This window comes from Actinomadura mexicana, from assembly GCF_900188105.1.
In the GTDB taxonomy this organism is placed as follows: Bacteria; Actinomycetota; Actinomycetes; order Streptosporangiales; family Streptosporangiaceae; genus Spirillospora; species Spirillospora mexicana.
This window is the reverse complement of the sequence record NZ_FZNP01000003.1, coordinates 362,287-382,762: the sequence shown is the minus strand read 5'-3', so window position 1 is coordinate 382,762 and position 20,476 is coordinate 362,287. Positions and strand designations below refer to the sequence as shown.

The following is a 20,476-nucleotide window of genomic DNA, read 5'->3' as shown; positions in this document are numbered from 1 at the left end:
GGATGCTCAGTCCAATTGCCCACGCAGTTCGCGGTTCAGCTCGGCCTGGGTCGTGACGGGCAGCCGGCAGACGAACCCCCGGCAGACGTACGCCGCGGGCTCCCCGTCCAGCAGGCCCCGCCCCTCCAGAAGGGGCACGCCCTCGGCGTCCGGCGGGCCCGTGCTGACCACCGCGCCCGGGGCGACCGCCATGAGGGCCGTCCGGTGCAGCCCGCGGGTGCGCGCGTCGTCCGGATCGCCGATCACCGCGATCTCCACCGGCCCCGTCGCGAGGGCCTCGGCCACCGCGAGGCCCCAGCCCGCGAAACGCGCGTGCCTGTCCGCGAGCGTTCCGGCCGGCGCCAGCGCGTCCCGCGCCGCCTGCCGGTGCCAGTCCGACCCGGTCAGCGCGGCGAACGACAGCAGCGCCCCCGCCGCCGCGAACTGCCCCGACGGCGCCGCGTTGTCGGTCGGGTCCTGCGGGCGCCGGAACAGCCGCTCGGCGTCGTCGGCCGTGTCGTAGAAGCCGCCGGCCCCGTCGGCGAACCGTTCGAGGACGGTGTTCAGCAGCTCGCCGGCCAGCCGTACATGGCGGGGGTCGCCGGTGACCGCGTGCAGGGCGAGCAGCCCCTCGGCCACGTCGGCGTAGTCCTCCAGCACGCCGGCGTTCGCGCCGGCCGTCCCGTCCCTGGACGTGCGCGCCAGCCGGCCGTCCCGCAGATGGACCTCCACCAGCAGCCGCGCGACCTCCTCGGCCGCCCGGACCAGATCCGGCCGGTCGAACAGCGCGCCGCACTCGGCCAGCGCCGCGATGGCGAGCCCGTTCCACGCCGCCACCACCTTGTCGTCCCGTGCAGGCGGGATCCTCTGCGCGCGCGCCGCCAGCAACGCGGTGCGCACGCGCTCGTACCGCTCGACGTCCTCGGGGTCGCTCAGAAGCTGGAGGACGGAGGTGCCGTGCTCGAACGTGCCCGTCACCTCGAACAGGGCCTCCGCGAACGCGCCGTCCTCGTCCCCGAGCACCTCCCGCAGCTGCTCGGGCGTCCACACGTAGTACTTGCCCTCGACGCCCTCGCTGTCGGCGTCCAGCGCCGAGGCGAGACCGCCGTGGTCGGTGCTCAGGTCGCGCAGCATCCAGTCGCACGTCTCCAGCGCGACCCGACGCGCGAACGGCGTGCCCGCCAGCCGCCACCAGTGCGCGTAGACGCGGGCCAGCAGAGCGTTGTCGTAGAGCATCTTCTCGAAGTGCGGGACGACCCACCGCGCATCCACCGAGTACCGCGCGAACCCGCCGCCGAGCTGGTCGTACATCCCGCCGCGGGCCATCGCCTCCAGCGTGCGGGACGCCATCGCCAGCGACTCCCCGCCGCCCGTGCGCGCGTGGTGGCGCAGCAGGAACTCCAGCGCCATCGACGGCGGGAACTTGGGGGCACCGCCGAACCCGCCGCGCACCTCGTCGTAGGAGCCCGCGAGCACCGTCACCGCATGCGCGAGCACCGCCTCGCCGGGCGCCTCGGTCCCGGCCAGGCCGGACCCGCGCGAGGTCAGGGCCTCGACGACCTGCTGCCCCTGCTGGGCCACGTCGTCGCGCTGCTCCGTCCACGCCTTGTGGACGGCCTGCAGCAGCGCCCGGAACTGCGCCCGCGGGAAGTACGTCCCGCAGTAGAACGGATGCTCCTCCGGCGTCATGAACACCGTCATCGGCCAGCCGCCCTGGCCCGTCATGGCCTGCGTCGCCTCCATGTAGACGGCGTCGATGTCCGGGCGCTCCTCCCGGTCGACCTTGATGTTCACGAACAGCTCGTTCATCGTCCGCGCCGTCTCGCCGTCCTCGAAGGACTCGTGCGCCATCACGTGGCACCAGTGGCAGGCGGCGTATCCGACGGAGAGCAGGACGGGGACGTCGCGCCGCCGCGCCTCGGCGAACGCCTCCCCGGTCCACTCCCACCACTCCACCGGGTTGCCGGCGTGCTGGAGCAGGTACGGGCTGGTCGCGTCCTTGAGCCGGTTCATGCAACGATCCTGCCCGATCCGGCCGCCGCCTCACTCCCCCCGCGCCTGCGCGGCGAGATCGGCGAGGGCGGACTCGACGGCGCGGTGGAAGGTGGGGTAGGCGTAGATCATCTCGCGGAGGGCGGCGGTCGGGGTCTCGGTGTGGACGGCCACGGCCAGGAGGCCGAGGACCTCCCCGCCGGACGGGCCCGCGGCGGTGGCGCCGACCAGCGTGCCCCACTCGATGTCCTCGACCAGCTTGACGAAGCCGTCGTTGCCGGCCTTGTGGATCCAGCCGCGGGTCGACTCGGGGATCGGCGCGACGGCCGTGCGGACGGGGAGGTTCTGGTCGCGGGCCTGGGCCTCGGTGAGCCCGACGGACGCGATCTCGGGATCGGTGAAGGTGACGCGCGGCACGGCGCGGTAGGCGGCGGGCGATCCCTCCTGCCCGAGGATGTCCCGGACGGCGACGGCCGCCTGGTACATCGAGACGTGCGTGAAGGCGCCCATGCCGGTGATGTCGCCGATCGCCCACACGCCGGCGGCGGCGCGCATGTGGCCGTCCACGGAGATCCGGCGGGCGCTCTCGTCCAGGCCGACGGCGCCGAGGCCGAGGCCCCCGAGGTTGGGACGGCGGCCGGTCGCGACGAGGAGGCGGTCGGCGGCGAGCGCCTCGTCGCCGAGGTGCACCGTGAACTCGGTTCCGTCGTGGGCGACGCGGGTGACGTTCACGCCGGTGCGCACGCCGATGCCCTCGCGTTCGAAGACCTCGCGCAGCAGCGCGCTGGACTCGGGCTCCTCGTTGACGAGCAGCCGGTCCGCCGCCTCGACGACGGTGACGCGGCTGTCGAAGCGGGAGAAGACCTGCGCCATCTCGACGCCGACGACGCCGCCGCCGAGGACGAGGAGCGACCCGGGGGCCTCCGCCGCCTGGACGGCTTCGCGGTTCGTCCAGTACGGCGTGCCGGCGAGGCCGTCGACGGGCGGGGCCGTGGGCGACGTGCCGGTGTTGAGCACGATGCCGCGCCGGGCCTGGAAGACCCGGCCCTCCACGGTCACCTCGCGGGGACCGGTGATGCGGCCCTGGCCGCGCGCCAGCCGCACGCCCCTGCCGGTGAGGCGGTCGGCGGCGACCTTGTCGTCCCACGCGTCGGTCGCCTCGTCGCGGATCCGGGCGGCCACCGGCCCCCAGTCGGGCCGGACGGACGCCTCGCCCGCCATGCCGGGGACGCGGCCGGCCTCGGCGATCAGCCCGGCGGCGCGCACCATCATCTTGGTGGGGACGCAGGCGTAGTAGGGGCACTCCCCGCCGACCAGCCGCGACTCCACGCCGACGACCGACAGGCCCGCCTCGGCGAGCCTGCCCGCGGCCTCCTCTCCCCCCGGCCCGAGACCGATCACCACGACATCGACTTCGTCAGCCATGCCCTGGGTCCTGCCCACCTTCCCGTCAGGTCAGACGGCGCGGCGGCAGCGGGATCCGGTCCAGATCGCGGACGAGGGTGATGTCGCCGCCGAACGCGGCGGACGCCTCGTCCGCGAAGCGGTGCTCGTCGGCGGCGGGGTAGCGCTCGGAGAAGTGGGTCAGGACGAGCCGCCCCACCCCCGCCTCCGCGGCCACCGCGCCCGCCTGGGCGGCGGTGAGGTGCCCGTACTCGGCGGCCAGAGCGGCGTCCTCGCCCAGGAAGGTGGACTCGATGACGAGCATGTCCGTCCCCGCGGCCAGCTCGCGGACGCCGTCGCAGAGCCGGGTGTCCATGACGAACGCGACCTTCTGCCCGGGACGGGTCACGCTGCACTCGTCCAGCGTGACCGTGCGGCCGGCGGGCGTGGTGACCCTCCCGTCCTCCTGGAGGCGGCGGATCAGCGGGCCCCTGACGCCGCGCGCGGCGAGCTCGTCCGGCAGCATCGTCACGCCGTCCGGTTCCTCCAGCCGGTACCCGTACGCCTCGACGGGGTGGGAGAGCCGCCGCGCGACCAGGCTGAACGGGGCGTCTCCGGTGTCGAGCGCCATCCGCTCGCCGGACACCGGCCGCTCGCGGATGACGTCGGTGTCGCGGAACGCGGTCGCGTGCCGCAGCCGCTCCCAGTAGGGCCGGCCGCTCGCCGGGAACGCCGCGTCCACCGGGTGCGCGACGCCGTCGCGGGCGATGCGCTGGACGATCCCCGGCACGCCGAGGCAGTGGTCGCCGTGGAAGTGCGTCACGCAGATCCAGGTCACGTCGTTCGCGGAGAGCCCGGCGTGCGTCATCTGCCGCTGCGTCCCCTCCCCCGGGTCGAACAGGACGCCGTGCCCGTCCCAGCGCAGCAGGTAGCCGTTGTGGTTGCGGGACCTGGTGGGCACCGCGCTGGCGGAGCCGAGGACGGTGAGATCGCGTACGGACATCCCCCCATGGTGCCGGTCGAAGTGCCGGACAAGCGCTTGGTTATTCTGTGCGCGATGCAGACGACCTTGGGAGGGCCCGTTGGCCGGTAGCAAGCGCGACAAGATCAAGATGACGCCGGAGGAGGTGGCGGACTACCTGGCCGCCAACTTCAAGGTGCAGGTCGCGACCGTCGGCAAGGACGGCGAGCCCCACCTGGTGACGATGTTCTACACGCTGTACGAGGGCCGGATCGCCTTCACCACGTACAAGTCCTCGCAGAAGGTGATCAATCTGCGCCGCGACCCGACCATGACCTGCCTGGTCGAGGACGGCGTCGAGTACAACGAGCTGCGCGGCGTCGCCCTGTACGGGCGGGGCCTGGTCATCGAGGACCCCGAGCCGCGGTCCAAGGTCGGCATGGTCGTCGGCTCCCGCATGGCGGGCCTGCCCGTCCCGGAGCTGGGCGCGCCGGTCGACCCGGTCATCGCCGAGGGCATCGAGCAGGCGCTGGCCAAGCGCGTCCTCATCGTCATGGAGCCCGACCGGGTCGTCAGCTGGGACCACGGCAAGGTGTAGGCGCCGGGCCGGGCAGGTCAGGCGGGCCAGGCGGGTCAGGCGGGTCAGGCGGGTCAGGCGGGGCGTATGAGCTCCGCGGCGCGGTCCAGGGCGGCGCGCTCGGCCGCGTCGTCGCCGCGGAGGCGGGCGGCGTCGGCGATGCGGACGAACATCGCGGCCTGCCCGCCGACCGCGTCCAGCCGGCGCAGGATCTCCAGGGCCTGGCCGAAGAAGTTGACGGCCGCGACGGGACGGTGCGCGCGCAGGTAGGCCTCGCCGAGGCTCTCCAGCGCGCGGGCCCGGGCGTGCTCGTCCGGCTCCGGCAGAGCGGCGAACTCGTCCGGCAGCGGGCCGAGGAGCCCGATCGCGCGGTCGAGGTCGCCGCCGCCGATCAGCGCCCGGGCGAGCTCGTGGCGCGCCGCCAGCACCGCGTGGGGGTCGCCGCCCCGCTCGGCGAGCCGCAGGGCCTCCCCCAGCGTCTCGGCGGCCTCCGCCCAGCGTTCCCGCTCCAGCAGGGCCAGCCCCTCGGCCTCCACTTCACCCTCCCCCTCGCCTGTGGCCGTCCCGGCGAGATGGTGGTCGAGGGCGCGGCGGAGCGCGGCGTCGCGCTCGGCCTCGGATTCCTCACCCTCGGCGCGCGCGCGTGCGCGGGCGCGCACCGGCTCCGGAAGGCGGAACCGGTGACCGGAAGAGGCGGCGACGAGGTCCCCCGCGGCCAGCGTCTCCAGCAGCTCGCGCGCCTCGGGCTCGGGGACGTCCGCGAGGGCGGCGGCCGCCGCGGACCCGAAGTCGCCGCCGCCCGGCCGCAGGGACAGCAGCCGGAGCAGCCGGGCCGCCGCGGGCGGGAGATCCCGGTAGGCGTCATCGAAGTTCGCGCGCACGTCGAGGGTCATCCCCGGAGGCGGCGGCGTCCAACCGGCGCCGGGGCCCGCCGGGTCAGGCGTCGTCGTCGGAGGAGGGCTTGGCCGCCGTACCGGCCCTGGCCGCCTTGGCCGCCTCCGCGCGCTCCCACTCCTGCTGCCTCAGGTCGGCCTCGCGGGGCGCCTGGATCTTCTTCATCTGCCTGCCCATCGACCGGATCAGCAGGACCGTCGCGGCCAGCAGGAGGAGGAACACCACGAAGCCGAGGACGCCGGGGCTGACCGTGTCGTCGTTCAGCGGCATGGCGTAGACGGCAGGCATCACAGACACACCTTCTCCCGGATGCCGGCGAACAGGTCGTCCTCCGGCAGTTCCGTGTCGACCAGGGACCTGGCCAAATGGTAGTCCTCGGTGGGCCATGCCTCGCGCTGGACGTCCAGCGGGACGACGAACCAGAACCCGTTCGGGTCGATCTGGGTGGCGTGGGCGAGCAGGGCCTGGTCCCGGGTCTCGAAGTGGTCGGCGCAGGGGACCCGCGTGGTGACCTCCCACCTGGCGCGCTCGTCGCCCTCCTCCTCGAAGCGCTTCAGCCAGTCGCCGTAGGGCGACTCCAGGCCGGCCTTGTCCATGGCGGAGTGCAGGGCGAGGATGCGGTCCTTGCTGAAGGTCATGTGGTAGTAGAGCTTCAGCGGCTGCCAGGGGTCGCCCGTGCCCGGGTAGCGCTCCGGGTCGCCCGCGGCCTCGAACGCCTCCACCGACACCTCGTGGCACTTCACGTGGTCGGGGTGCGGGTAGCCGCCCTTCTCGTCGTAGGTGAGCATCACGTGCGGGCGGAACTCGCGGACCGCGCGCACCAGCGGCTCGGTGGCGGTCTCCAGCGGCTCCAGCGCGAAGCAGCCCTCCGGCAGCGGGGGCAGCGGGTCGCCCTCCGGGAAGCCGGAGTCGACGAACCCGAGCCAGCGCTGCCCGACCCCGAGGATCTCGCGGGCACGCGCCATCTCCGCCTCGCGGACCTTGCCGATGTCGGCCTTGACCTCGGGACGGTCCATCGCCGGGTTCAGGATGTCGCCGCGCTCACCGCCGGTGCAGGTGACGACGAGGACCTCGACGCCGTCGGCCACGTAGCGCGCCATCGTGGCCGCGCCCTTGCTGGACTCGTCGTCGGGGTGCGCGTGCACCGCCATGAGACGCAGGGGCTCGTCGCCGCCGCACGGCCGTTCGAGCGCCGCGCCGTCGAAGACGCCGGACGTACCGTCGATGACCTCGGACACTTGGGGGTCTCCCTCTCCGGACTGTAGAGCGGCCCCCGGTTCGAGGCACGCGCCATGACAGACGAGAATGAATTGTCCCTGACAACGTCCGCACCCCGCACGAGGATTCCCGCCATGGCGATGAGCGTGTCGAAAGCAGCGGCTCCGGCCGAGTCCCGGCGGAGCCGGCTCGGCCTGGTGGTCATCGGCCTCCTCGCGGCGGTGATGGCGGCCGGCTTCGGCATCCTGGCCGCGCACACGGGGCAGACGCCCGGGATCGTCCCGCAGACCGTCACCTACGACATCACCGACACGTCGGTCGAGATCAACTACACGGTGGCCAAGGGCAAGGGCGACGACGTGCGCTGCACGGTGGACGCCTACGACACCGACTTCGCGGTGCTCGCGAAGAAGGAGGTCTCCGCGCCGCCCGGGACGTCCAGCGTGAAGGGGGCGGAGACGTTGCGGACGCCGCGGCGGGCCACCGGGGCCAGGATCCGCGACTGCCGCAAGGTCTGACGCTCCTGCCAGGGGGAACGCCGCCAGCGGCCGACCGATACGCCCGGTGAGTGACGAGACACGGTTTGGCGGATTGCGGACGCCGTGTTCAGGGAACCTTTACCCGCACACACCGGATAGGCTTGAGGTTTCACCCAGCCGCACTTCATGTCGATGTGACACCCGCCCGCGGGGGCGGGCTGATCGCACCATGTGGATGAGGAGTACCCGTGACCGAGACCCGCGCTGACAACGTCACCTGGCTCACCCAGGAGGCGTACGACCGGCTCAAGGCTGAGCTGGACCACCTGTCGGGCCCGGGCCGCATCGAGATCGCTCAGAAGATCGAGGCGGCGCGGGAGGAGGGGGACCTGCGCGAGAACGGCGGCTACCACGCGGCCAAGGAGGAGCAGGGCAAGATCGAGGGCCGGATCCTTCAGCTCCAGGGCATCCTGGAGAACGCGCGCGTCGGCGAGGCCCCGCGCACGGAGGGCGTCGTCGGGCCCGGCATGACCGTCACGGTCTCGTTCGAGGGCGACGACGAGGAGGTGACGTTCCTGCTCGCCTCCCGCGAGGAGGTCGGCGCCCCCATCGACGTCTACTCCCCGAAGTCGCCGCTCGGTTCCGCCATCGACGGCAAGAAGGTCGGCGACAAGGCCACCTACAACCTCCCCAACGGCCGCTCGATGACCGTGGAGGTCCTCGACGCCACCCCCTACGGCGGCGCGTAGCCGCCGTCCTCGACACTGCGGAGGTGAAGACCGCCGGGCGGCCCCCGCCCGGCGGTCGTTGCTTGTGCGCCCCTACCCGGGCGCCCGTCCGCGGGGCGCTCCCCGCCCGGCGGGGCCCGAGACCGCGCGGACGAGGGGGAGGGTGCGGTACGGGATCTGGGTGGCCAGGGAGATCACCGAGGAGGCGCGCTCCACACCGGCGACGTCCACGATGACGTCGATGACGCGCTGGAGGTCGGTGTTGCTGCGGGCGACGATGCGGCACAGCATGTCGCCGGGGCCGGTGATGGTGTGGGCCTCGATCACCTCGGGCACCTGGGCCAGCCGGGCCGCCACCGGGTCGTGGCCGCCCGCCTGCCGCAGTTGCAGCGTGACGAAGGCCGTCACCCCGTAGCCGAGCGCGGCCGGATCGATCTGCGGGCCGTGGCCGGCGATGACGCCGTCCCGCGCGAGCCGGTCCAGCCGCGCCTGGACGGTGCCGCGCGCGACCCCGAGCCGCCGGGACGCCTCCAGGACGCCGACCCGGGGCTCGGCGGCGAACAGCTCGATCAGCCGGCCGTCCAGTTCGTCGATCGGCACGGCACCCTCCTGTGGTCGTGGTCACCATGTACAGAGCGACCGGTCGGATCGCGGTCGCACTGTACAGATTGACCAGTGTTTCAGCACGCTCTTGCGCACCTTGCAGCCACATGCCGAGATTGGGTGGCATGGATGAGTTTCCGGTCAAGGGTATGGACGCCGTCGTCTTCGCCGTCGGCAACGCCAAACAGGCCGCCCACTACTACTCGACCGCGTTCGGGATGCGCAGGGTCGCCTACCGGGGCCCGGAGAACGGCAGCCCGGACGAGGCGGTGCACGTGCTGGAGTCGGGCGGTGCCCGGTTCGTGTTCCGCGGCCCGGTGAAGGCGGGCACCGGGCTCGGGCGGCACATCGCCGAGCACGGCGACGGCGTGGTGGACCTCGCGATCGAGGTGCCCGACGTCGAGCACGCCTACCGGCACGCGCTCGCGAAGGGCGCCACCGGCTTGGAGGAGCCGCGCGTCCTTGAGGACACGTACGGCAAGGTGACGATCGCGGCGATCGCCACCTACGGCGACACCCGGCACACGCTGGTCGACCGCTCCAACTACACCGGCCCCTACCTGCCGGGGTTCGAGCCCGCCGAGCCCATCGTCGAGCCGGTGGGCAAGCGGTTCTTCCAGGCGATCGACCACTGCGTCGGCAACGTCGAGCGCATGGACGAGTGGGCCGGCTTCTACCACCGCGTCATGGGCTTCACCGACATGGCGGAGTTCGTCGGCGACGACATCGCTACCGAGTACTCGGCGCTGATGTCGAAGGTCGTCGCGGACGGGACCCGCAAGGTGAAGTTCCCCCTGAACGAGCCCGCCGAGAGCAGGCGCAAGTCGCAGATCGACGAGTACCTGGAGTTCTACGGCGGTCCGGGCGTCCAGCACATCGCGCTCGCCACGGGCGACATCCTGGCCTCGGTCGACCGGATGCGCGCCGCTGGCGTGGAGTTCCTGGAGAGCCCCGACTCCTACTACGAGGACCCCGAGCTGCGCGAGCGCATCGGCCAGGTGCGGGTCCCGATCGAGGAGCTGCAGAAGCGCCGGATCCTGGTCGACCGGGACGAGGACGGCTACCTGCTGCAGATCTTCACCAAGCCCGTCCAGGACCGTCCGACCGTGTTCTTCGAGCTGATCGAGCGGCACGGCTCGCTCGGCTTCGGCAAGGGCAACTTCAAGGCGCTGTTCGAGGCGATCGAGCGGGAGCAGGAGCGCCGCGGCAACCTGTGACACCGCGACACCCGTGACACCGCGGCATCCCCGGCACCGCGACATCCCTGACACCGCGACTCCGTGACACCGTGACACCGCGGCGAGCCTCGACGCCGCGGTGCCGCGGACTCGGGGGACCCGGCCCCGGACGCGCCCGCGTCCGGGGCCGGTCGTCGCCCGGGCGACCGCGCGCCGCCCGCACCGGGCACACTGTGGGGCCATGAGCGAACCACCCCAGGACACCCCGAAGCCGGGCAGCGGCTGGCAGCCACCGGACCAGCTGCCGGGCGAGGCCCCCGCCTCCCCCGAACGCCCGCCGCCCTACCAGGGCTCCTACGGCGGCCCCCCGGCCCAGGCCGTCCCCGCGGCCGGGTACGGCCACCCCGGCGCCCCGCCGCCGCAGGCGCCGCCGGTCCCCGGCTACGGCCCTCCCGGCCACCACCACCCCGGTCAGCACCCCGGTCGGCACGGCCCGCAGGACGGGATCGCCGGACGGGGCGCGCGGCTCGGCGCCGGCATTCTCGACAGTGTCCTCCTCGGCATCGCGGCGACGCCGGCCGTCCTGTTCTCGATCCGCTGGGACCGGCTGGAGGACATGGCCAGGTCCGGCGAGCCGATGACCGACCCGATGGACCTCTACAACATTCCGCGCCTCCTCACCGGGTACGCGATCGCGTTCCTGCTGGGCTTCGTGTACTTCACCGTCCTGCACGCCCGGTGGGGCCAGACGCTCGGCAAGAAGGCGTTCGGCATCCGGCTGGTGCGGGCCGCGGACCTGTCGGCGGTGAGCTGGGGGCAGGCGCTCGGACGGCAGGCCTTCGTCTACGCCATCAGCGTGACGACGGGCGCGCTGAACCTGCTCACGCCCGTCGCGGGGATCCTCGGGCTCGTCGGCCTGCTCGACAACGCCTGGATCCTGTGGGACGAGCGGCGCCAGGCGCTGCACGACAAGGTGGCCGGGACGGTGGTGGTGAAGGCGACGCCGTGGACGCCGAACCCCTACGCCCGCGAGCAGACCCGGTCCTGAACGCGTTCCGGGAAGGGTTCGGTCATGCGGGGGCAAAGGTTCCGGCTCCACCCGGGCGCGGCGGGATTGGGCCGCGGTGACGCGGCGACCCTCACGGCATGACGCAACCGCCGCACGACCCCGCGTCCGGGCCAGAGCCGGAAGACGATCGGCCGCACGGGGACCGGGAGCGGCCCGACCGGCCGGGCCCCTACGGCGGACGGCAGCCGTATGGGGAACGGCCCCAGGGACAGCAGCCCCCGTACGGCGAGCAGCCACCGCGCGAAGGCCGGCAGCCCTACGGCCAGCAGCCTTACGGGGAGCAGCAGTACGGCCAGCAGCCGCCCGGCGGCCAGCAGCAGTACGGCCAGCAGCCCTATGGAGAGCAGCAGTGGGGCGGGCAGCAGTACGGGGGGCAGCAGCCCTATGGAGAGCAGCAGCCATACGGGCAGCAGCCGTACGGCGAGCAGGGGCAGTGGCAGCAGCAGCCGTACGGCGAGCAGCCCTACGGGGCCCAGCCGGGGTACGGGCAGCAGCATCCCGGCTACGGGGCGGGCGGGTACGCGCACCCCTCGGGGGAGCTGGCGAGCCGCTGGGCGCGGCTTGGCGGGGGCATCGTCGACCTCATCATCATCGGCATCGTGACGGGCCTGATCTCGATCCCGTTCGTCAACTGGAACAACGTCGTCGACCCGGAGCCGGGCACCTCCATGTACAACGGCGCCCAGGTGGGCGCGAACGCGGTCAGCGTCTTGCTGGCGTTCTTCTACTTCTGGCTGATGCACGCCAGGTGGGGGCAGACGCTCGGCAAGATGCTGGTGCGGACGCGGGTCGTGCGGGCCGACGACGGGCAGGCGATCACCACCGGCCAGGCCGCGGGCCGCTCGGCGTTCTACAGCGTGCTCGGCGGCATCTGCGGGTGCGTCGGCCTGATCGACATCGCGTGGATCCTCTGGGACCAGCGCAAGCAGGCGCTGCACTGCAAGGTGGCGCGGACGGTCGTCGTCAAGGCCGACCCGTACCGCCCGAATCCCTACGCCCACCGCTGACATCGCCTCCGCCGGCGGGCTTCGCGCCGCCGTCCGAGTTGCCGGGCGGGGTCTCGTCCGGGCAGGCTGGACGGCGTGCATATGGCCGGAAACTCACCCAGTCCCCGTCGTAACGGCTCCAGGGCCGTCCGCGGCGCCGCGTCGCGCGGCGTCCCGGGACTGGCCGCCCTCGCCGTCGCGGGGTCGCTGACCGCGGCCTGCCAGGCTCCGTTCGACGACCCGGGCGCCTCCGGCCCGCCCAAGGGACCGGTGGTGAGCGGCCCGGCGGGCCCCACGACCGCGGGCGACCTCTACGTGCCGGGCAACGGCAACGGCGGCTACGACGTCCAGCACTACGGGCTGAAGCTCACCATCACCCCGGACGGCCCGAAGCAGCTCGACGGCGTCGCGACGATCACCGCCAGGGCGACCGCGAAGCTCGCCCGGTTCAACCTCGACCTGACCGGCCTGGACGTGTCCGCCATCAAGGTGGACGGCGCGCCGGCGCGGCAGCAGCGCGGCGGCGGCGAGCTGGAGGTGACGCCCGCCAAGCCCCTGGAGAAGGGCAGCACCTTCACCACGGTGATCGCCTACTCGGGGACACCGCGCCCGGTGTCGGACCCGGTGCTCGGCCGGTACGGCTGGATTCGGACGTCCGACGGCGTCTTCGTGGCGTGCCAGCCGAGCGGCGCGCACACCTGGTTCCCGAGCAACGACCATCCGAGCGACAAGGCCACCTTCGACTTCGAGATCACGGTCCCGCAGGGGCTGACGGCGATCGCCAACGGCGAGCCGGACTCGCCGCCGCAGGACACCGGCGGCGGGGCGCCCGGAACGGGAACGCCGCCCGGCCTGCCCGGCGGTCCGCCCACCGAGCCCCCGAGCCCCGAGCCGACCGGCGGGCCGGGCGTCGTGCCGATCGCCCACCGCGCCGGGGCGGGCGCCGCGACGACCTCGAAGTGGCGGGTCAAGGACCCGATGGCCACCTATCTCGCGACGGTCGACGTCGGCCGGTTCGCGGTGCGGACGGGCAGGACGGCCGGCGGCGTCCCCAACATCACCGCCGTGGACGCGACCACCTCCGGCGTGAACATCGACCAGTTCCACCAGCTGAACGCCCGGGTCGTCGACGAGTGGTCGAAGCTGTTCGGCCCGTACCCGTTCTCCTCGACCGGCGGTCTGATCGACAACGCCGACGTCGGCTTCGCGCTGGAGACGCAGACGCGGCCGGTGTACGGGGCGTTTGGGCTCCAGCCGACGATCGTCGCGCACGAGCTGGCGCACCAGTGGTTCGGCGACAGCGTCAGCCTGACGCGGTGGCAGGACATCTGGCTGAACGAGGGCTTCGCGACCTACGCCGAGTGGCTGTGGGACGAGAAGAGCGGCGGCCGGACGGTGCAGGAGCACTTCGACGAGGCCTACAACGGCATCGGCGGCGGGGAGCTGTGGGACGTCCCGCCCGGCGACCCCGGGCGCAAGCAGATGTTCGGCCGGTCGGTGTACGACCGGGGCGGCATGACGCTGGTCGCGCTGCGCGGCCGGGTCGGCGAGGACGTGTTCTACAAGATCCTCCAAACCTGGACCAAGGAGCACCGGCACGCCTCCGGGACGACGAAGCAGTTCATCGAGACGGCGAACCGGGTGTCGGGCAAGAAGCTGGACGCGTTCTTCGACGACTGGCTGTACCAGAAGGGCCGTCCGTCCAACTGACGCGGTGATCCCGGTCCGCTGCGGGTGAAGCCCCGGCAAGGAGTGGGGAAAGGCCGGCCGGTCGCCGTCGCGGCGGGGCGGGCGCGCCGCCATCATCGGCCTGATGAACGGGCCATCTCGGCGGATGACCGCGGCCCTGGCCGTCGCGGTCCTGGTCGGGTCGCCCGGCGCCGCGTCCGCGTCCAAGGATCCGTACGCCGCGGCGGAGCGGCGGGCGGCCGCACCTTGTCCACAGCCCTTGCCGCCCGCCGTGCCGCCGTCGCCGAGCGAGTGCGGCGCCCCCTCCCCGGGAGCGGCCGGCCTGGGCGACCCCTACTTCGAGGGCGCGGGCAACGGCGGCTACGACGTCGCCCATTACGACGTCGCGCTGGCCTACGCGGGCGCCGGGACGGGGTCGGTCGACGCGACGGTGACGGTCACCGCGACCGCCACCCAGGACCTGTCCGCCTTCGACCTCGACTTCCGCGGCCCGCAGATCACCGCCGTCGCGGTGGACGGCCGGGAGGCGCGCCACCGCCGCGCGGGCCGGGAACTCGTGATCCTGCCCGCGGCGCCGATCCGCGCCGGGCGGACGTTCCGGGTCGCCGTCCGGTACGCGGGCAGGCCGGAGCCGGTCGGGGACAGGACACTCGGCTCCTACGGGTGGGTGCCGAGCAGGGACGGCGCGGTCGTCGCCTCCGAGCCGGACGGCGCCTCGACCTGGCTGCCGGTGAACGACCACCCCCGCGACAAGGCCACGTACGCGTTCCACATCACCGTCCCGAAGGACCTGCGCGCCGTGGCGAACGGGCGGCCCGGCCCCGTCCGCACCGGCGGCGCGACCGCCACCTACGAGTGGGCCGAGGACGCGCCGATGGCGAGCTACCTGGCCACGGTCGCCATCGGACGGTTCCAGGTGCGGCGGACCGAGGTGGCCGGCGTCCCGGTGATCACGGCCGTGGACCCCGCGTTCCGGTCGGCGGCTAAGGGGCTGGAGACCACCACCGTCAAGGTGATGAAGTGGGCGGCGCCGCTCTTCGGCCCGTACCCGTTCGCGACGGCGGGCGGCATCGTCGACGACCCGAAGCTCGGCTACGCCCTGGAGACCCAGGAACGCCCCATCTATGGCGGTTTCGCGCCGGACGAGGGCTTCATCGTCCACGAGATGGCCCACCAGTGGTTCGGCGACAGCGTCGGGCTGCGCGTCTGGAGCGACATCTGGCTGAACGAGGGCTTCGCGACCTACGCCGAGTGGCTGTGGCGCGAGCGCACCGGGAAGGACTCGGCGGCGAAGATCTTCAAGCGGTACTACGCGCAGCCCGCGAGCTCGCCGATCTTCAGCCCGCCGCCGGGGGCACCGGGGGCCGCGAAGATGTTCGGCTTCTCCGTCTACGTCCGTGGCGCGATGACGCTCCAGGCCCTCCGCGACAGGGTGGGCGACAGGGCGTTCTTCACGATCCTGCGGACATGGACGGCCCAGCACCGCCACTCCACCGCCACGACGCAGCAGTTCACCGCCCTGGCCGAACGGGTGTCGGGGCAAGGGCTCACGCCGCTGTTCCAGGCGTGGCTCCGTTCGGAGACCAAACCGCTGAGTTGGTGACCGGACACCGGATCCGGCCATGAAAACCTCACCTGACCGGCAGATTCGATACCAAATCGCGCTTGTGCGGGGTCGGTTCACGAGAAAGTCTTGAGCGCGGTCATGACGGTCCACCGAGGCTACCGAGGACGAGGTCGATGAGCAGAACCCCCAGAGCGCTGGCGGCCGTGACGCTGGGCGTCGCGGCGAGCCTCGCGGTGACCGCGGCGCCCGCCGGCGCCGCGGAGCGGTTCACCCCCGGGGCGCCCGGTGCGGGCGACCCCTACTTCCCCGACATGGGCAACGGTGGCTACGACGTCGCCCACTACGACATCGGCCTGAAATACGATCCCGCGACCAAGGGGATCCAGGCGGTGACCCGGGTGACGGCGCGGGCGACGCAGAACCTGTCCCGGTTCGACCTGGACTTCCTCGGCCCGCTGAAGATCTCCTCGCTGAAGGTCGACGGCCGCGCCGCGTCCTACACGCGCACGGGCGCCCAGGAACTGGTCGTCACCCCGCGCAAGGGCATCCGCGACCGGCGCGCCTTCACCGTGACCGTGGCGTACTCCGGCGTTCCGCAGACGATCAACGACGACGCGCTGGGCGTGTCCGGCTGGGTGCCGACCCCCGACGGCGCGGTGATGCTCAACCAGCCGTTCGGCGCGGCCGCCGTCTACCCGGTGAACGACCACCCGACCGACAAGGCGACCTACACCTACACGCTGACCGCCCCGAGCGGCCTCACCACGCTCGCCAACGGCGACCCGCGCGGCAGGCGGACCGCGGGCGGCTGGACGACCACGCGCTGGGACGTCCGCAACCCGATGGCCAGCGAGCTCGCCATGATCGCGATCGGCCGGTACGACGTGGCCACCGGACGGACGAAGGCGGGCATCCCCAACCTGACCGCCACCGACCGGGCCATGGCCATCAAGCCGGAGGACGCGAAGAAGTTCCACGACCAGACCGCCGAGGTCACCGACTTCCAGAACGGTCTCTACGGCCGCTACCCGTTCACCTCGACGGGCGGGATCGTCGTCAAGGCCGGGGTCGGCTACGCGCTGGAGACGCAGGGCCGCCCCGTGTACGACCTCGGGCGCCGTCCGGGCGGCGTCCCGAGCACCGCCCTGCTCGCGCACGAGCTGGGCCACCAGTGGTTCGGCGACTCGGTGTCCCCGGCCAGGTGGGCCGACATCTGGCTGAACGAGGGCTTCGCGACGTACGCCGAGTGGCTGTACACGGCGGCGCACGGCGGCACGTCCGTCCAGAAGCAGTTCGACGAGACCTACGCGTCGCCCGCGAGCGACGGCCTGTGGACGGGCAGGGTCGCCGACCCGGGCCGCGACCACATCTTCGACGGGCTCGTCTACGACCGCGGCGCGATGGCCGTCCACGTGCTGCGCACGAAGATCGGTGAGCGGGCGTTCTCGGCTCTGCTGAAGGCGTGGCCGGCGGCCCACCGGTACGGCAACGCCTCCACGAAGGACTTCGTCCGCTTCGCCGAGCGCCTGTCCCGCAAGGACCTGGACGCCTGGGCCAAGGCCTGGCTCTACTCCGAGGGCAAGCCGTCCCTGTAGGACCCCGTTCGGCAGGGGCACCGCACCCTCACGCCGGGCCCGCCGCGCGCGGCTAGCTCAGCGTGAGGGTGTAGCCCTTCTCGCGGAGGCGGCCGATGACGTCCTCGGAATGGTCGGCGCCGCGGGTCTCCAGGTGCATGAGCACCTCGGCCTCCTCGACGTGGAGGCGGGCCGCCATCCGCTCGTGCATGACGTCCAGGACGTTGACGCCCATCTCGGCCAGCTCGCTCAGCAGGGTCACCAGGGCGCCCGGACGGTCCTTCAGGCGGCAGCGCACCACCAGGTACCGTCCCGCGCCCGCGAGCCCGTGCCGCAGCACCTTCGACAGCAGCAGCGGGTCGATGTTGCCGCCCGACAGCAGCACCACGACGGGCGGCTCGACGGCGTAGCCGTGCTCCAGCAGCGCCGCGACGCCCGCCGCCCCCGCGGGCTCGACGACCTGCTTGGCGCGTTCGAGGCAGAGCAGCAGCGCCTGGGAGATCGACTCCTCGGTCACGGTGACGACGGCGTCCACCAGCTCGGTGAACATGGCGTAGGTCAGGGCACCGGGACGGCCGACCGCGATGCCGTCCGCCATCGTGCGCTCGATCCCGATCCGGGTGGGCTTGCCCGCCGCGAGCGAGGGCGGGAACGCCGCGGCCCGCTTGGCCTGCGCGCCGACGAGCTTGACGTCCCCGCCGCCGGTCTCCTTCGCCAGGCCCTTCGCCGCCGCCGCGACCCCGGCCAGCAGGCCGCCGCCGCCCACCGGCGACACGATCGTCCGCACCTCCGGGCACTGCTCCATGACCTCCAGGCCGATCGTGGCCTGCCCCGCGACGACGTCGGGGTGGTCGAACGGGTGGATGAACACCGCGCCGCACTGGTCCGCGTACTCCTGCGCGGCGACGAGGCACTCGTCCACGGTCGGCCCCGGGAAGACGACCTCGGCGCCGTAGCCGCGGGTCGCGGCGATCTTCGGCAGCGGGGCGCCGACCGGCATGAACACGGTGGCCTTGCAACCGAGCATCGAGGCGGCGAGCGCGACGCCCTGCGCGTGGTTGCCCGCGCTCGCCGCGACCACGCCGCCCGCCCGCTCCCGCTCGCTCAGCCGTGCGATCCGCACGTACGCGCCCCGGATCTTGAAGGAGCCGGTGCGCTGCAGGTTCTCGCACTTCAGCAGGACGGGCCCGCCGATCTGCTCCGACAGCACCCGGGACGGGATCAGCGGCGTCGGCACGGCCACCCCGCCCAGCAGCTCCCGGGCGGCGCGGACGTCGTCGACACCGATGGAGGCCGGACCGGCGTCACTCGTACTCGCTCGTGGAGGGGCGACCCCCCACACCCCCCGGGCCGCTTCGTTCATTCGTTCATCCTTGCATGCCGGACTTATCCGGCACTCCAATAACGATCTTGGGCGTAGACCAGGGCCGCGGCGCCGACGAGGCCCGCGGTCTGCCCGAGCTCGGCCGGGACGATCCGCAGCCGCCGCGCGAACTCCATCCGCGCGTGCTCGGCGAACGCCTCCTCCAGCGGGTCGAACAGCAGCCGTCCCGCCTGCGAGAGCCCGCCGCCGATCGCGGCGACCTCCAGATCGCACAGGTGCGTCGCGGACGCGATCGCGATGCCGAGGGCGCGGCCCGCCCGGCGCATCGCCGCGCCCGCGACCGGGTCCCCGCGGCGGGCGTCGCCGGTGAGCTCCACGCCGGTGGCGTCCGCGCTCCCGGGCTGCCAGCCCTGCTCCCGCGCCCACGCGACCAGCCCCGGGCCGCGCGCGACCGCCTCCAGGCAGCCGCGGCCCCCGCATCCGCAGGGCGGCCCATCGGGCTCGACGATGACGTGCCCGATGTGCCCGGCGTTGCCGCTGGCGCCGTTCACCAGGCGCCCGCCGAGCATGAGGCCGCCGCCGACGCCCGTCGACACCACCATGCCGAGGACGTTGTCGTGCCCGCGCCCCGCGCCGAGCCAGTGCTCGCCGATCGCGACGCAGACCGCGTCGTTGTGGATGCGGACGGGCAGGCCCGGGTACCGGGCGCGGAGCCGCTCGCGCAGCGGGAAGCCCCGCCACGCCGGGATGTTCAGCGGCGACACCTCCGCGGCCGGCCAGGTCATCGGCCCGCCGCAGCCCACCCCGACGCCCGCGAGGGGCGGGTCCCCGGCGCCGGCCGCGACCTTGGCGAGCAGCGCCTCCAGCGCCCGCCACAGCTCCTCGCCGTCCACGCCCGGCGCGTTCGGGGTGGGGGCCCGGTCGTGGTCGGTGACGCGCCCGCCGGGTTCGACCAGCGCGGCGGCGAGCTTCGTCCCGCCGATGTCCACCGCGAGCACGGCGCTCAAACGCCCTCCTCCGCCCGGCCGAACGCGAGGATCGAGGCGGTGAAGCCGTGCACGTGGTTGCGCCCCGCGACCGGGCCGATCTCCCCCGCCGCGAAGAAGCCGCCCACCCCGGCGGGGCCGAAGGCGCGGTCCAGCACCTTGGCGTCGTGGTCGGAGTCGGGGAACATCGCCTGCCCGCGGCCGTTGCAGGAGATCAGCAGCGCGCCCTCGACCGGCGCGAGGTCGAACCGCTCCAGCAGCGCGGCGAGGTCCTCCTCGGCGGCGCCCGCGTCCCGGACCTGGAACCGGACGGTCCGCCCCACGTCCACCACGTCGCCGATCGCGATGGCCCCAGTGTCGGTGTCGGCGCCCACGACGCCGCGGACGAGGAAGTCGCCGTGCTCGTGCTCGTCGGCGTACTCGTTCATCGCGACGCCGATCAGCAGCCCGCGCCCGGCGAGCTCCTGCTCCTCCTCCGGCAGCCCGATTACGATCTGCTCCAGCTTCTCCAGCGCCGGCACCCCCGCCAGCTCGTACAGGACGTTCTCCTCGGCCCTGGTCACCACCATGTCCGGGCCGATCGGGCGGGCGCCCTGGCTGACCACCGTGGCGGCGGCGACGGGCCCGCCGATCACCACCCCGACCGCGCCGTCCCGGTACACCTCGCCGCCGACGAACAGCCGCGCCTCGCCGTGCCCGGTCTCGCCGATCCCGCTGCCCTCGGCCAGCCCGCCGACCAGCGGCAGGCCGGGCAGCGCCTCGTCCGAGCGCTCCACGAACGCGTCCACCGGGAAGCTGTACGGGTCGGCCAGCAGCACGCCGACCGCGTCGTCGTCCTGGCCCTCCGGCATGCCGACCACGATGAGCCGGTCGTCGCCCTTCAGCGTCTCCAGCCGGAACGCGTCGAGCCGCGCGCCGGGCAGCACCGCCGCCCACGCGCTCACCGCGCCCCGCTCCTCCACGCCGCGACCGGCCCCGATCACACCGGACGCGCTGCACCCCAGCAGCAGCGCGGGACCGGCCGCGCGCTGCGCCGCCTGCGCGGCCTCCTCGATCTGGTCCGGGTCGTCGCCGGTGACGAAGACGCACACCAGGTCGGGCGCCGCGCTGAGCGGCGCGAGCGCCTGCTCGACCGCCGTCGCGGCGGCGCTGGACAGATCGGGTCCGAGGGCCAGGCCATCACCGAATCGCGCCATCGGCGCCGCCTCCCTCACTCCGTTCGCCGGGTCGCTTCACACCACCAGTCTCCCCCTCAGCGACCGTTCCACCCAAACACCGGCGGGACGGGA

General features: G+C 73.4%; 19 protein-coding genes. 9 read left to right on the top strand and 10 right to left on the bottom strand.

The window, feature by feature from the left end:
• Positions 1 to 6 precede the first annotated feature (6 nt).
• From CHC11_RS10275 to CHC11_RS10265, 3 genes are read right to left on the bottom strand one after another with little or no spacing between them, the layout of a single operon-like run.
• Positions 7 to 1,992, bottom strand: coding sequence for a thioredoxin domain-containing protein (locus CHC11_RS10275; RefSeq protein WP_089311403.1), 1,986 nt, complete (start codon positions 1,990 to 1,992; stop codon positions 7 to 9).
• 30 nt (positions 1,993 to 2,022) lie between these two features.
• Entirely contained in the window at positions 2,023 to 3,396 is a 1,374-nt protein-coding gene (locus CHC11_RS10270; protein WP_089311402.1) for a dihydrolipoyl dehydrogenase family protein, read from the bottom strand.
• A 25-nt stretch (positions 3,397 to 3,421) separates the two neighbouring features.
• Positions 3,422 to 4,357 carry a ribonuclease Z gene (locus CHC11_RS10265; RefSeq protein ID WP_089311401.1) on the bottom strand — a complete coding sequence of 312 codons (936 nt, stop codon included), beginning with the start codon at positions 4,355 to 4,357 and terminating at the stop codon, positions 3,422 to 3,424.
• Positions 4,358 to 4,436: 79 nt separating this feature from the next.
• Here CHC11_RS10265 and CHC11_RS10260 point away from each other — a divergent pair, with 79 nt between their 5' ends.
• On the top strand, positions 4,437 to 4,913 hold the full coding sequence (locus CHC11_RS10260; protein WP_089311400.1) for a pyridoxamine 5'-phosphate oxidase family protein: 477 nt from the start codon (positions 4,437 to 4,439) through the stop codon (positions 4,911 to 4,913).
• Positions 4,914 to 4,966: 53 nt separating this feature from the next.
• Here the strand turns inward: CHC11_RS10260 and CHC11_RS10255 are convergent, their stop codons facing one another.
• The 3 genes from CHC11_RS10255 to mca are packed head-to-tail and all read right to left on the bottom strand — an operon-like array spanning position 4,967 to position 6,937.
• Positions 4,967 to 5,785, bottom strand: coding sequence for a tetratricopeptide repeat protein (locus CHC11_RS10255; RefSeq protein ID WP_089311399.1), 819 nt, complete (start codon positions 5,783 to 5,785; stop codon positions 4,967 to 4,969).
• Between the two features lie 43 nt (positions 5,786 to 5,828).
• Positions 5,829 to 6,074, bottom strand: coding sequence for a hypothetical protein (locus tag CHC11_RS10250; protein WP_089311644.1), 246 nt, complete (start codon positions 6,072 to 6,074; stop codon positions 5,829 to 5,831).
• Positions 6,074 to 6,937 (bottom strand): mycothiol conjugate amidase Mca, encoded by an 864-nt coding sequence (gene mca / locus CHC11_RS10245; RefSeq protein WP_089311643.1) that lies wholly within the window; start codon positions 6,935 to 6,937, stop codon positions 6,074 to 6,076. The genes CHC11_RS10250 and mca overlap by 1 nt, the downstream gene beginning before the upstream one ends.
• Before the next feature lie 201 nt (positions 6,938 to 7,138).
• Here mca and CHC11_RS10240 point away from each other — a divergent pair, with 201 nt between their 5' ends.
• Together CHC11_RS10240 and greA are read left to right on the top strand one after the other, a co-directional pair.
• Complete coding sequence (locus CHC11_RS10240; protein WP_089311398.1) at positions 7,139 to 7,522, top strand: DUF4307 domain-containing protein; 384 nt, start codon at positions 7,139 to 7,141, stop codon at positions 7,520 to 7,522.
• 209 nt (positions 7,523 to 7,731) lie between these two features.
• On the top strand, positions 7,732 to 8,232 hold the full coding sequence (gene greA / locus CHC11_RS10235) for a transcription elongation factor GreA (RefSeq protein WP_089311397.1): 501 nt from the start codon (positions 7,732 to 7,734) through the stop codon (positions 8,230 to 8,232).
• A 72-nt stretch (positions 8,233 to 8,304) separates the two neighbouring features.
• Here greA and CHC11_RS10230 read toward each other — a convergent pair whose 3' ends face one another.
• Positions 8,305 to 8,811 carry an Lrp/AsnC family transcriptional regulator gene (locus CHC11_RS10230; protein ID WP_089311396.1) on the bottom strand — a complete coding sequence of 169 codons (507 nt, stop codon included), beginning with the start codon at positions 8,809 to 8,811 and terminating at the stop codon, positions 8,305 to 8,307.
• Positions 8,812 to 8,939: 128 nt separating this feature from the next.
• Here CHC11_RS10230 and hppD point away from each other — a divergent pair, with 128 nt between their 5' ends.
• From hppD to CHC11_RS10200, 6 genes are all read left to right on the top strand, one after another.
• Positions 8,940 to 10,031: a 4-hydroxyphenylpyruvate dioxygenase gene (hppD, locus tag CHC11_RS10225; RefSeq protein ID WP_179278775.1), complete on the top strand. Its 1,092-nt coding sequence runs from the start codon at positions 8,940 to 8,942 to the stop codon at positions 10,029 to 10,031.
• A 202-nt stretch (positions 10,032 to 10,233) separates the two neighbouring features.
• Positions 10,234 to 11,040 carry an RDD family protein gene (locus tag CHC11_RS10220; protein WP_089311394.1) on the top strand — a complete coding sequence of 269 codons (807 nt, stop codon included), beginning with the start codon at positions 10,234 to 10,236 and terminating at the stop codon, positions 11,038 to 11,040.
• A gap of 98 nt (positions 11,041 to 11,138) precedes the next feature.
• Entirely contained in the window at positions 11,139 to 12,068 is a 930-nt protein-coding gene (locus tag CHC11_RS10215; protein WP_089311393.1) for an RDD family protein, read from the top strand.
• Between the two features lie 81 nt (positions 12,069 to 12,149).
• On the top strand, positions 12,150 to 13,757 hold the full coding sequence (locus tag CHC11_RS10210; RefSeq protein WP_089311392.1) for a M1 family metallopeptidase: 1,608 nt from the start codon (positions 12,150 to 12,152) through the stop codon (positions 13,755 to 13,757).
• A gap of 103 nt (positions 13,758 to 13,860) precedes the next feature.
• Positions 13,861 to 15,339 (top strand): M1 family metallopeptidase, encoded by a 1,479-nt coding sequence (locus tag CHC11_RS10205; protein ID WP_245919023.1) that lies wholly within the window; start codon positions 13,861 to 13,863, stop codon positions 15,337 to 15,339.
• A 137-nt stretch (positions 15,340 to 15,476) separates the two neighbouring features.
• Positions 15,477 to 16,898 (top strand): M1 family metallopeptidase, encoded by a 1,422-nt coding sequence (locus tag CHC11_RS10200; RefSeq protein ID WP_089311390.1) that lies wholly within the window; start codon positions 15,477 to 15,479, stop codon positions 16,896 to 16,898.
• A 52-nt stretch (positions 16,899 to 16,950) separates the two neighbouring features.
• Here the strand turns inward: CHC11_RS10200 and ilvA are convergent, their stop codons facing one another.
• From ilvA to CHC11_RS10185, 3 genes are read right to left on the bottom strand one after another with little or no spacing between them, the layout of a single operon-like run.
• Complete coding sequence (gene ilvA / locus CHC11_RS10195) at positions 16,951 to 18,240, bottom strand: threonine ammonia-lyase (protein ID WP_089311389.1); 1,290 nt, start codon at positions 18,238 to 18,240, stop codon at positions 16,951 to 16,953.
• 23 nt (positions 18,241 to 18,263) lie between these two features.
• Positions 18,264 to 19,199: an ROK family protein gene (locus CHC11_RS10190; RefSeq protein ID WP_342749968.1), complete on the bottom strand. Its 936-nt coding sequence runs from the start codon at positions 19,197 to 19,199 to the stop codon at positions 18,264 to 18,266.
• Between the two features lie 5 nt (positions 19,200 to 19,204).
• The gene (locus CHC11_RS10185) at positions 19,205 to 20,383 is read right to left on the bottom strand and encodes an FIST signal transduction protein (protein ID WP_089311387.1); all 1,179 of its coding nucleotides are present in this window, start codon (positions 20,381 to 20,383) and stop codon (positions 19,205 to 19,207) included.
• Positions 20,384 to 20,476 lie beyond the last annotated feature (93 nt).